At 69.8% G+C, this 11,775-nt stretch carries 11 protein-coding genes; 8 read left to right on the top strand and 3 right to left on the bottom strand.

Going from position 1 to position 11,775, the window contains the following annotated elements; all coding sequences use genetic code 11:
• The first annotated feature begins 2 nt into the window (after positions 1 to 2).
• Both G398_RS0102440 and G398_RS15650 read left to right on the top strand, forming a co-directional pair.
• Positions 3 to 833, top strand: a complete 831-nt coding sequence (locus G398_RS0102440) for a hypothetical protein (RefSeq protein WP_026852415.1) — start codon at positions 3 to 5, stop codon at positions 831 to 833.
• A gap of 7 nt (positions 834 to 840) precedes the next feature.
• Positions 841 to 1,491: a 4Fe-4S dicluster domain-containing protein gene (locus G398_RS15650; RefSeq protein ID WP_052571209.1), complete on the top strand. Its 651-nt coding sequence runs from the start codon at positions 841 to 843 to the stop codon at positions 1,489 to 1,491.
• Here the strand turns inward: G398_RS15650 and lipA are convergent, their stop codons facing one another.
• Positions 1,492 to 2,418 carry a lipoyl synthase gene (gene lipA, locus G398_RS0102430; RefSeq protein WP_084511864.1) on the bottom strand — a complete coding sequence of 309 codons (927 nt, stop codon included), beginning with the start codon at positions 2,416 to 2,418 and terminating at the stop codon, positions 1,492 to 1,494.
• A 181-nt stretch (positions 2,419 to 2,599) separates the two neighbouring features.
• Here lipA and G398_RS0102425 point away from each other — a divergent pair, with 181 nt between their 5' ends.
• From G398_RS0102425 to G398_RS0102415, 3 genes are read left to right on the top strand one after another with little or no spacing between them, the layout of a single operon-like run.
• Complete coding sequence (locus tag G398_RS0102425) at positions 2,600 to 3,010, top strand: EamA family transporter (protein WP_026852413.1); 411 nt, start codon at positions 2,600 to 2,602, stop codon at positions 3,008 to 3,010.
• Positions 3,011 to 3,026: 16 nt separating this feature from the next.
• Complete coding sequence (locus G398_RS0102420; RefSeq protein ID WP_026852412.1) at positions 3,027 to 4,916, top strand: APC family permease; 1,890 nt, start codon at positions 3,027 to 3,029, stop codon at positions 4,914 to 4,916.
• Between the two features lie 21 nt (positions 4,917 to 4,937).
• Positions 4,938 to 6,869, top strand: a complete 1,932-nt coding sequence (locus tag G398_RS0102415; protein ID WP_026852411.1) for an APC family permease — start codon at positions 4,938 to 4,940, stop codon at positions 6,867 to 6,869.
• Positions 6,870 to 6,872: 3 nt separating this feature from the next.
• Here G398_RS0102415 and G398_RS0102410 read toward each other — a convergent pair whose 3' ends face one another.
• The gene (locus G398_RS0102410) at positions 6,873 to 7,592 is read right to left on the bottom strand and encodes a hypothetical protein (RefSeq protein ID WP_157492253.1); all 720 of its coding nucleotides are present in this window, start codon (positions 7,590 to 7,592) and stop codon (positions 6,873 to 6,875) included.
• 110 nt (positions 7,593 to 7,702) lie between these two features.
• Positions 7,703 to 9,367 (bottom strand): M4 family metallopeptidase, encoded by a 1,665-nt coding sequence (locus tag G398_RS15645; protein ID WP_052571204.1) that lies wholly within the window; start codon positions 9,365 to 9,367, stop codon positions 7,703 to 7,705.
• A gap of 189 nt (positions 9,368 to 9,556) precedes the next feature.
• Here G398_RS15645 and G398_RS0102400 point away from each other — a divergent pair, with 189 nt between their 5' ends.
• Genes G398_RS0102400 through G398_RS15640 form a run of 3 tightly spaced genes read left to right on the top strand, consistent with a single transcriptional unit; the run spans position 9,557 to position 11,764 of the window.
• Positions 9,557 to 10,852 (top strand): MFS transporter, encoded by a 1,296-nt coding sequence (locus G398_RS0102400; protein ID WP_026852409.1) that lies wholly within the window; start codon positions 9,557 to 9,559, stop codon positions 10,850 to 10,852.
• Between the two features lie 34 nt (positions 10,853 to 10,886).
• A complete protein-coding gene (locus G398_RS0102395) occupies positions 10,887 to 11,309 on the top strand; it encodes a guanyl-specific ribonuclease (RefSeq protein ID WP_026852408.1) in 423 nt (140 codons plus the stop codon).
• Complete coding sequence (locus G398_RS15640) at positions 11,309 to 11,764, top strand: barstar family protein (RefSeq protein WP_043483143.1); 456 nt, start codon at positions 11,309 to 11,311, stop codon at positions 11,762 to 11,764. The genes G398_RS0102395 and G398_RS15640 overlap by 1 nt, the downstream gene beginning before the upstream one ends.
• Positions 11,765 to 11,775 lie beyond the last annotated feature (11 nt).

The raw sequence follows: 11,775 nt of genomic DNA, 5'->3' as shown, positions 1-11,775 counted from the left end.
ACATGCTGAAGCTCGCCGTCATCGGCGCCCAGACGCTCCTGGGACGTGAACTCGTGAATGCCCTGGAGGCCCGGGAGGCCTCGGTGGTGCCCCTGTCCACGGGCCCCCTCACCCTCGAGGAGGAGGAGGGCGACCTGGTGGTCTTCGCGCCCACCCCGGCCCTGCTGGAGGGCCTCGAGGCGGTGATCCTCGCGGACTCGCCCGACCCCGAGCTGCTGGCGGCCTTCCCTGGCCGCATCCTGGACCTGCGGGCGGAGCCCGAGCCCCGGGTGGATCCCCTGCCCCTGGCGGGGACCTGGCCCAAGGGCGTGAAGGCCCTCCGGGGCCGTCCGGCCCTGGAGCAGGTGCTGGCCCTCCTGCCCTCCCTCATGGATGGGCTGGGCGAGGTGGGGGGCACCCACCTGCGCTCCGTGGCCTGGCTGGGGGATCGGGGCCTGGATGGCCTCGTGGAGCAGACGCTGGCCATCCTCAACGGTGAGGATCCAGACCTGGAGAAGCTGGGCTACCGGCAGGCCTTCGAGGTGGTGCCCGTGACGCCCGCCGCCGGCAAGGGCCGCCTCATGGAAATCCGGGTGCCCTCCTTCCACGGTGACCTGCTCATCCTCCAGATCCGGGCTTCGGAAGGGCGCGCCCTGGCCAGGAAGGCGGCCCCGGCCGGCGTGGCCTGGGTGGAGGCCGCCCCCAGCTCCCGGGACGTGGCCATCAGCCACGACCTGCTGGCCCACCTGGATCTGGCCTCCGACGGGAAGGCCGGGGTGCTCACCCTGGGCTTCGACCCCGTGCTCTGGGGCACCCTGCGGCCCACCCTGAGGGTGCTGGGACTCATGGACTGAGGATCCCGTGGCCAACAAGAAGCTCGATGAACCCCAGGAACGCGGCGACTTCTTCAAGTCCCTGGGGACCCTCTTCGCGGGCTTCGTGGCCAACCGGGTCGAGGAGGCGGTGACCAACCTGGGGCCCAAGCTCCTGCGCCCCCCCGGCGCCCTGGACGAGCTGGAGTTCCTCACCAAGTGCACCCGCTGCGACAAGTGCGTGCGGGCCTGCCCCGAGAACGCCATCCTCAAGGCCGGGCCCAGCGCCGGCCTGGGCCTGAAGACCCCCTACCTGGACCCCCGGAGCATCCCCTGCTTCCTCTGCACCACGCTGCCCTGTGTGGCCGAGTGCGACGACGAGGCCCTGGTCTGGCCCACGCGGACCCTCCGGGACGGCACGGTGATCGAGGGGCCGAAGGCCGTGCGCATGGGCACGGCCCGCGTGAAGCCGGCCCTCTGCGTCACCTGGGGCGACCTGGAGCGGGAGCCCCGCGCCTGCCGCGTCTGCGTGGACCGCTGCCCCTACCCCGAGGAGGCCATCCGCATCGCCCCGCCCGGCGAGGGCGAAGCCGTGGGCCATCCCGTGGTGGAGGCCGAGGTCTGCACGGGCTGCGGCCTCTGCGTGTTCGCCTGCCCCGCGGAGCCCGCGGCCATCGTGGTGGAGCCGCGGCGGGACTGATCAGGCGATGCTGATGCCTTCCATCTCCGCCACTTCGTGGGCGTTGAAGCTGGAGCGCACGAGGGGCCCGGCGTAGACGGCCTGGAAGCCGAAGGCCTTGGCCTTGCGGCCCAGCTCGGCGAACTCGTCGGGATGGACATAGCGCTTCACGGGCAGCTGGTGGCGCGTGGGGCGCAGGTACTGGCCCAGGGTGAGGATGTCCACGCCGTGGGCTGCGAGGGCCTCGAAGGTCGTCAAAAGCTCGGTCTCGGCTTCACCGAGCCCGAGCATGAGGCCGCTCTTGGTGCGGAAGGCCTCCCCATACAGCGCTTTTCCCATTTCCTTCGCGTGCGCCAGCACGCGAAGCGATCGCTCGAACCTCCCGGCGGGCCGGACCTCGGGGTAGAGGCTGGGTACGGTCTCGGTGTTGTGGTTGAAGACGGCGGGGCCGGCGGCCACCACGCGGGCCACGGCGTCGAGGTCGCCCAGGAAGTCGGGTACCAGCACCTCCACGCCCACGCCCGGGTTGCGGCGCTTGATGGCCAGCACGGTCTCCGCGAAGTGGGCGGCTCCCCCGTCCGGAAGGTCGTCCCGGTTCACCGAGGTGAGCACCGCGAAGCGCAGGCCCAGGGCCGCCACCCGCGCGGCGGTCTCCGCGGGCTCGTGGGGGTCCAGGAGGCGGGGCCTGCCGCTCTGGATGCTGCAGAAGCCGCAGGCGCGGGTGCAGACCTCGCCCATGAGGAGGAAGGTGGCGGTCCCGTGCGTGAAGCAGTGGGTACGGTTGGGGCAGCGGGCCTCCTCGCAGACCGTGTGCAGGCGCGAGTCCCGGAGGCCGGCCTTCATGCCGTGGAGGTCGCCCAGCTTCACCCGCTCCTTGGTGATCCAGTCCGGGAGGCGGGGATGCCCTTCCAGCACTTCGCGGCCCGCGCGCTTCGAGAATCGGGGCATCCGCCCTCCTTGCGAAGCTCCAGTTTCCCGTAGGCGGGCCGGTTCGCCAACCGCTCCCTGGCGGCTTCCCGGCTGCCGGGGCCCTGTGGCGTCCGTCAACCCTTGTCCCCACAGGCGGCGCCTGCCGCCATAATGGGTTCCCCCGGGTCATCATGGGTCCTTCCTTCGGAGCAGACAGGGTATGGCGTGGTTCGGTTGGGCGCTGGCGGCGATGGTCCTCATGGGCCTGGGCAACCTGGGGATGAAGGCGGCGGTCCAGCACGGGCTCCAGCCCGCTGCGGTCCTGCTCTGGGTGGTGGTGGGCGAGGCGCCCCTGGCGCTGGCCTACTGGCTGTGGCGCGGACGCCCCGGGGGTTCCGCCGGCGGAATGGTCTGGGCGCTGGTGGCGGGGATCGCCACGGCCGCGGCCCTGGTCGCCGTGAATGAAAGCTTTTTCCGCGGCGCCAAGGCTGCGGTGGCTGTGGGCATCATGAATGCGAACTTCGTCCTCGTGGCCCTGGTGGCCTTCCTCCTCTTCCGCGAGCAGCTCCAGCCCTCCAAGCTGGTGGGGCTCGCCGCCACGCTGTCCGGCCTCTGGCTGATGGCCCGCTGATCCTGGAGCCTCCGAGATGGCCAATGTCCGACGCCTCCTGCTGGGTCGCCGCCTCGCCAGCGAGGAGACCCACGAAGCCCGCATCAGCAACCCCGTCGCCCTGGCGGTGTTCAGCTCCGACGCGCTCTCCTCCGTGGCCTACGCCACGGGCGAGATCATGGCCGTCCTGGGCCCCTACATGGCCATGGCCGCCTTCGGTCCGGCGGTGCTGTCCTGGTCCTGGCCCGTGGCCGTGGGCATCGTGCTGCTTCTCACCATCCTGACCATCAGCTACCGCCAGACGATCTTCGCCTACCCCAGCGGCGGCGGGGCCTACATCGTGGCCAAGGAGAACCTGGGCGAGCTGCCGGCCCAGGTGGCGGGCGCCTCCCTCCTGGTGGACTACGTCCTGACGGTGGCCGTGAGCGTCTCCGCGGGCGTCACCGCCATCACCAGCGCCTTCCCGGGGGCGGACGCCCACCGGGTGGCCCTCGCCCTCGCGGTGGTGGCCTTCATCGGGCTCATGAACCTGCGCGGGGTCAAGGAGAGCGGCGCCGTGTTCGCCGTGCCCACCTACGGGTTCGTCATCTCCATGTTCGCCATCATCGGCCTCGGCTTCTGGCGCTATTTCGCCGGGGGCGTGGCGGTCGGCGAGCACCACGCCGCGGTGGCCCCCCCCCTGCCGGGCTGGATCGCCATCTGGGTGTTCATGAAGGCCTACGCCGCCGGGTGCACGGCGCTCACAGGCGTGGAGGCCATCTCCAACGGCGTGTCCGCCTTCCGGGAGCCCACCTCCCGCAACGCGGGCAAGACCATGATCGCCATGGTGCTCATGCTGGGCGCCATGTTCCTGGGCATCACCTGGCTGGCGAACCACTTCGGAATCGTCTACCTGGGGGACGGGGAGTCGCTCCTCTCCATGCTGGAGCGGCGGATCCTGGGCGACGGCGCCGGCTTCCCGCACGCGATCTACCTCATCATGCAGGCCTTCACCATGCTGATCCTCTGCCTGGCGGCCAACACGGCCTATGCGGACTTCCCGCGCCTGGCGGCCATGATGGCCCGGGACGGCTTCCTGCCCCGCCAGTTCGCCAGCCAGGGCGACCGCCTGGTGTTCTCCAACGGCATCTTCATCCTGTCCTTCCTGTCGGGCGTCCTCCTGTGGATCTTCAACGCCCGTGAGCACCACCTGCTGCCGCTCTACGCCGTGGGCGTGTTCCTGGGCTTCACCCTCTCCCAGATGGGCATGGTGCGGCACTGGCTGAAGCTCCGGGGCCGCCGCTGGGCCTTCAAGTCGCTCATCAACGGCGCGGGCGCCATCACCACCCTGGTGGTGATGGCGGTGATCACGATGACGAAGTTCACCCACGGGGCCTGGGTGGTGGTGCTGGTCCTGCCGCTGATGGTGATGACCTTCTACAACATCCACCGGCACTACATCCGCGTGAAGTCCATCCTGGCCGGCAGCCGCGCCGACTTCATCACCCCCCGCAAGAACCGCGTGGTGGTGCTGGTCTCCGGCATCCACTCCGGCGTGGTGCAGTCGCTGAACTACGCCAAGGTGATCGCGGACCACGGCGAGGTGGAGGCCCTCACCGTGGACTTCCCCGACGAGCACGGGCGGGACAGCGCGGCCCTGGAGAAGCTCCGCTCCGACTGGCCGCGCTACTGCGAGGGCATCCCCCTGCGCTCCATCCGCAGCCCCTACCGCAAGATCGTCGAGCCGATCGTGGAGGAGCTGGACCGCATGCGCCGCGTGGAACCGGAGTACACCATCACGGTGATCCTGCCGGAGTTCGTGACGGGCCACTGGTGGGCCAACCTGCTGCACAACCAGACCGCCTGGCGCATCAAGGGCACGCTGCTCATGAAGCCCAAGACCGTGGTGATCTCGATCCCCTACCACCTGGAGCCCATACTGGAGTAGCGTGCTGTCCGGGAGACACGGATGCAGAGCTTGAGGCGGATCCTGCTGGGGCGCCGGCTGTCCAGCGAAGAGACCCAGCACACCAAGATCAGCAACCCCGTCGCCCTGGCTGTCTTCAGCTCCGACGCGCTCTCCTCCGTGGCCTACGCCACCCAGGAGATCATGGCCTCTCTGTCCAGTACCATGGGCCAGGCCCTCGGCGCCGGGGCCCTGGCCGGCGTGGCGGGCTACGCCATGTTCGGCTGGTCCATCCCCGTGGCCCTGGGCATCGTGGCCCTGCTGGCCATCCTGGCCGTGAGCTACCGGCAGACCATCCTCGCCTACCCGGGCGGCGGGGGCGCCTACATCGTGGCCATGGAGAACCTCGGAGATCTCGCCGCCCTGACCGCGGGGGCCTCCCTGCTGCTCGACTACATCCTGACGGTGGCGGTGTCCGTCTCGTCGGGCGTGGCGGCCATTACGGCGGCCCTGCCGGCCCTCCAGGGCCACAACGTCCTCCTGACCCTGCTGGCCATCGGCTTCATCGCCCTCATGAACCTGCGGGGCGTCAAGGAGAGCGGCGCGCTGTTCGCCATCCCCACCTACGGGTTCGTCCTCAGCATCCTCCTGCTGCTGGCCTATGGGACGCTGCGGCTCCTCCTCCAGGGCGGGCCCTCGCCGGCACAGGTGCAGCAGGCCGCCCAGCAGGGTTCGCACCTGGCGGGCCTCACCATGGTGTGGGTGTTCATGCGGGCCTACAGCGCCGGCTGCACGGCCCTGACGGGCGTGGAGGCCATCAGCAACGGCACCACGGCCTTCCGCGATCCCGCCGGACCCAACGCCGCCAAGACCATGCTCTGGATGGTGGGGCTCCTGGCGGTCATGTTCCTGGGCATCACCCTCCTGGCCCACCGCCTCGGCGTGACCTACCAGCACAGCGCGGATCCCTCCGTGGTGGCGGAGACGCTGCTCTCCAAGCTGAACAAGGCCATCCTCGGCGACGTCAGCCATGGCCTGCCCAAGCTGATCTACTACGTGGCCCAGGGCTTCACCTTCGCCATCCTGGTGGTGGCGGCGAACACCGCCTTCGCGGACTTCCCCCGGCTGGCGGCCCTCCAGGCCCGGGACGGCTTCCTCCCCCGCCAGTTCGCCAGCCAGGGGGACCGCCTGGTGTTCTCCAACGGCATCCTCATCCTCTTCTTCTTCTCGGGGCTCCTGGTCTGGACCTTCCACGCCAACACGGACGTGCTGCTGCCCCTCTACGCCGCTGGCGTGTTCATGGGCTTCACCATCAGCCAGACGGGCATGGTGATGCACTGGCGGAAGGTCCGGGGGCCGCACTGGCACTTGAAGGCGGCGATCAACGGCCTGGGGGCCGTCACCGCCTGCGTGGTGCTGCTGGACATCGCCATCACCAAATTCATCCACGGGGCCTGGATCGTGATCCTGCTGGTGCCCCTGCTGGTGGTGGTCCACTTCAGCATCCGGCGCCACTACGTGGGTGTGAAGGGCAAGCTGGCGGCGAGCCGCACGGACGCCTTCCTCCCCACGAAGCACCACGCCCTGGTGCTGGTGAACGGGATCCACCGGGGGGTGGTGCAGGCCCTGCTCTATGGGCGTCTCATCGCGGGGGACCGGGTGGAGGCCTTGACCGTGGACCTGGGCTCCGACGGCGCCCGGGAGAGCCCCGCCATCGAGAAGCTGCGCGCCGACTGGACCATCTACGGCATGGGCATCCCCCTGCGCTGCCTGCCCAGTCCCTACCGCAAGATCGTGGAACCCATCATCGAGGAGGTGGAACGGCTCCACCGCGCCGAGCCGGAGCTGGCCATCACGGTCATCCTGCCGGAGTTCATCACCCACAAGTGGTGGCAGCAGTTCCTGCACAACCAGAGCGCCCTGCGCATCAAGGCGGCCCTGCTGCTGAAGGAGGACGTGATCGTCACCTCCGTGCCCATGCACCTGCCCGAATAGGGCTCAGCGCATCCGGCCCGTGGGCCGGGCCAGCAGCTCCAGCCCGCTGAGCAGCTCCCCCAGGGTCCGGTGCCGGGGGTCCAGCACCATGCAGAGGAAGCTGAGGGGGAAGCAGAGCACGGACAGCATGTGGACGAGGGAGAAGGTGATCCGGCGCTCCGGGCTGTTCTCCGGCAGGGTCACGCCGAAGGAGGCCATGAGGGGGGACTGGCCCGTGAGCACCATGGGGGCCATGAAGAGGACCCAGGACACGGCCAGGAGGTAGGGCACCACCAGGAGCCAGGCGCCCGTCAGGAGGCGGACGGGAGACACGCCCAGGGCCCAGGCGGGCAGGGACAGCGCCAGGGTCTGCACAAGCACGAGGAGGAGGGCTTCCGAGGCCTCCACCTTCACCAGGGGCCAGAAGCTGGAGACCGGTCCCTGGAACCCGAGGGCGACGGGGGAAGGGGCGGGTTCAGGCGGAGGTGGGGGGAGGGCGCCGGGGCGCGCCAGCTCCTCCGGGGCCACGTCCACGGCCACCGCCGCCACCCGCCCCAGGGCCGGGGCCGTCAGGGCCCGGGGAGGCGCTTCCATGGCGACATGGGCCAGGGCCGAGGCCTGGAAGAGCATGGGCCGCCCCTGCCGCGGCGGGGCCAGGGCCAGGCCGCACTCCGGGCACTCCGCCGCGAGGGGGGAGAGGCGGGTCTGGCAGCTGGGGCAGGTGCGCCGGGTGGAGGCGGTCATCATGCACCACTATCGGGCAGGGGGCTTCCCCGGGGAAGCGGCCTGAGGGGAAGTCCCCTGAACGGACAGCGCCCCGGCGGGGCCGGGGCGCTGTGGGCGGGGAGAAGGTCCTAGAGGACGTTCACGGCCTTCCAGGCGGTGTTGACGGTGTTGTACTCCACGGAGCCGGCGCCGTAGAGGTCCGCGGCGGCGCTCAGGGTGGCGGTGCGGGCGGCGGCGTAGTTGGTGCTGCTGGTCATGTAGACCGTCAGCGCGCGATACCAGATGCGGGCGGCCTTGTCGTTACCCAGGCCGGCGATGCTGGTGACGCCGTTGGCCATGGGGGACTGGATGCCGTCGGAGAAGCTGTCGATCTGGCTGCCGTGGGAGAGGAGGAAGAAGAAGTGGTTGGCCACGCCGGAGCTGTAGTGGACGTCGAGGCGGCCGAGAGTCTTGGACCAGGCATCGGGGCTCTTGCCGTCCAGGCTGGGCTTGTGCATGAAGCGCAGGGGCCGGTAGTAGCTGGCGGTGGCCAGCTGCTCGCCGATGTAGTAGTTGGCGGCGGGGATGGACTTGTTCGTGGAGGGCGTGGGGGTGGTGGTGCCCGTCCAGTAGACGTTGATGGTGGAGGCGATGTTGGTGTAGTTGGGGACGGTGGTGGTGCCGCCGCCGTGGGCCATGAACTCGACCATGGTGCCGAAGATGTCCGAGTTGGCCTCGTTCAGGCCGCCGGACTCGCCGCGGTAGGTCAGGTTGGCGGTGCGGGCGCAGACGCCGTGGCTCATCTCGTGGCCGGCCACGTCGATGGACTCGAGGGACTTGAAGGAGGAGCCGTCACCGTAGGTCATGCAGAAGCAGCTGTCGGACCAGAAGGCGTTGTCGTAGGCGCTGCTGTAGTGCACGCGGCTGTAGGTGGCGGTGCCGATCCCGTCGATGCCGTTGCGACCGAAGATGTTCTTGTAGAAGTCGTAGGTGAGGCCCACGCCATAGTGGGCGTCCACGGCCGCGGTCTGGCCGTTGGCGTTGATGGTGCTGCCGCCGGCGATGTAGTTGGCGCCGTCGCCCCAGGTGTTGTCGGCGTCGTTGTAGAGGGTGCCGGTGCCGGTGGTGGCGTGGTTGAGGTTGTAGGTCGCGAAGTTCATGCCGCGGACCGTGTCGCGCAGGTCGTAGGTGGCGCCGTTGGCCGTGGTGTTGATGGTGACGGTGCCGGAATACTGGGAGTTGCCGGTGCCGCTCACGGTGTGGAGGGTGCTCCACTGCTCCAGGATGGCGCCGCTGTGGGCGTCCACGAGGAAGTCGGTGTGGCGGGTCTCATCGGCGCCGTTCTCCAGCTCCGTGTGGATGTGGTAGGCCAGGGTGGGGTGGCCCACGTTCACCACGACGAGCTCGGAGGTGGGGGTGTGGGCGTAGGCGCCCTTGGGGGCCAGGGACTGGTGGGCCACGGCCAGGGCCTCGGCGCCGCCCAGGGTGGGGGTCACGTTCAGGTTGAGGCCGCGGACCAGCGCGTCCGTGCGGCCGGTGACGGCGCTGCCCTTCATGTGCACGATGGCCTCGCCTTCGAACACGCGCACACCCTTGTAGAACTGGTTCATGCGGACATGGGCCTCGCCGGTGGCCTCCTCGAAGACGTTCTTGGTGGCGAAGCCGGCGTTCCGGTCCAGGCCCAGCTGGAAGACGCGGGCGTCCAGATGGCGGCGGGCCTCGTCGGCGAGGGGGGAGTCCGCGGGGCGGGCGGCGAAGGCCGGCACCACCAGGAGCGCGGCGGCGGCGAGGCGAAGGGAGAGGCGGGACGGCATGGTGACCTCCAGGGAGCCTGAGCTCCAGATGGGTGGATGGGGATGACAAGGACTGAGGTGCGTGGATGAATCCTAGGCGGCAGAAGGCAAAGTCAGCCTGTTAAGAGATATGAATTTTTTTGAGAATCAGTTCTATTTACAGGTTCCCACGGGCCCCTGTCACCATCGGGGAAACGCCCCGGGAGCCGCATGACCTCCGAATCCACCCTCCGCACCCTTCCGCCCCCGCCCGCAGCCTTCCGCTGGCTGGTGCTGGTGGTGATCAGCTTGGCCATGTTCGGCAACTACTACGTCTACGACGCCATCAGCCCCCTGGCGGACGTGCTCCAGAAGCAGCTGGGCTTCTCCGACGCAAACATCGGCCTGCTCCAGGGCATCTACAGCGTGCCCAACATCGTGATGGTCCTCATCGGCGGCATCCTCATCGACCGAATCGGGGTGAAGAAGGCCACCTTCCTCTTCGGGATCCTCTGCTTCCTGGGGGCCCTGCTCACGGCCCTCAGCCCGAAGCTGTGGGTCATGGCCTCGGGCCGCCTGGTCTTCGGCCTCGGGGCGGAGAGCCTCATCGTGGCCGTCACCGCGGCCATCGCCCAGTGGTTCCGGGGCAAGGAGCTGAGCTTCGCCTTCGGCATCAACCTGCTCATCGCGCGGCTGGGCTCCTTCGCGGCCCTCAACAGTCCCACCTGGGCCCGCTGGGCCTTTGGCTCCTGGCGCACGCCACTGCTCATCGCCGCGGTCTTCGGCGCCGTGTGCGTGATCGCCGCGGGCATCTACTGGCTCATGGAGAACGGCGCGGCCCGGAAGTACGCCCTGGGTGGCCAGGGCGGCACGGACAAGGTGGTCTGGGGCGACCTCCTGAAGTTCAGCCCCACCTACTGGTTCGTGGTGGCCCTGTGCATCACCTTCTACAGCGGCATCTTCCCCTTCCAGACCTTCGCCGTGAAGTTCTTCCAGGACGCCCACGGCGTGAGCCGCGAGACCGGCGGCTTCCTCTCCTCCATGCTCACCCTCTTCGCCATGATCGGCACGCCCCTCTTCGGCCTGATGGTGGACCGCGTGGGCAAGCGGGCCCTGTTCATGATGGTGGGGAGCCTGCTGCTCATCCCTGTCTACCTGCTCATGGCCTACACCCGCGTGAGCCTCTTCGTGCCCATGGCTATGATGGGCATCGCCTTCAGCCTCATCCCGGCAGTGATGTGGCCCTCCGTGGCCTACCTGGTGCCCGAGGAGAAGCTGGGCACGGCCTACGGCCTCATGACGCTGATCCAGAACGTGGGCCTGGCGGGCTTCAACTTCCTCATCGGCTGGGCCAACGACCACGCCGCCGCCGGCGCCGCCAACCCCGCGGGCTACCGGCTGGGCATGTGGATCTTCAGCAGCCTGGGCTTCTTCGGCTTCCTCTTCGCCTACCTGCTGCGCCGCGCGGAGACTGGGCCCAAGGCCCACGGCCTGGAGACCATCACCACGGCGAACCAGCCCGGGTAGCAGTACACTGGTTCCCCGCTTCCCAGGAGACCCCATGACCCGCTGGCGGAGGATCCTCGCGCACCTGGCCTGTGGCCTGGTGGCCCTGGCCGCCCTGCTGATGCCGACGGCCTGCGGTCCCGAGGCGCCGCCCCCGCCCCAGGCCCAGACTCCGGCGGCCCAGGTGCGGCGGGCCGCGCCCAGCGATCCGGTGCCTCCGGCGGCCCGCGAGACCCTCGCCTACATCCGCCAGCACGGCTATGCCCCTCCGGGCTACGTGGGCGGCCGCGTCTTCGGCAACTACGAAGGCGAACTGCCGCGCTACGACGCCCGCCGCAAGCGCATCGAGTACCGAGAGTGGGATGTGTATCCCAAGGCTGAGGGCCGCAACCGCGGCGCTGAGCGGCTGGTGACGGGCAGCGACGGACGCGCCTGGTACACCGCGGACCACTACCGTACCTTCGCCGAGGTGAAGTGATGGGCAGCGTGGACTGGTCCTTCCTGGCCTCGACCCGGCGGCCACGGGTGCACGTGTGGTCCGGCTCGGCCTCGGCCCTGGTGGACGCCGCGCCTGTGGCGCCGGGCCGCCTGCTCCGCTGGCTGCGGGGCGACCGCATGCGCACCCGGGCGGGGCTCCTGGATGAGTGGGCCGCCGCGGCCCAGTTCCCGCCCCACTTCGGCGGCACCTGGGACAGCCTGCGGGACTGTCTCTCGGACCTGCCCGAGGGGGGCACCTTCCTGATCCTGGAGGCGGACCAGCTGCTGCAGGACGCGCCGCCGGAGGACGGGACCACGCTCATGGCGGTGCTGGCGGATGCGGCCGAGGACCTGGCCCCCCAGCCCTTCCACCTGGTGCTCCAGGTGGACCCCGCCCGCCGGGGCGATCTGGTGGCCGGCCTCCGGGCCCTGAACGTGGCCTACGGCGACCTTTAGGACGGTGACCT

Source organism: Geothrix fermentans DSM 14018 (genome assembly GCF_000428885.1).
Lineage (GTDB): Bacteria > Acidobacteriota > Holophagae > Holophagales > Holophagaceae > Geothrix > Geothrix fermentans.
Note: the sequence above shows the minus strand (reverse complement) of the source record. Positions and strands in the feature narration are given on the sequence as shown.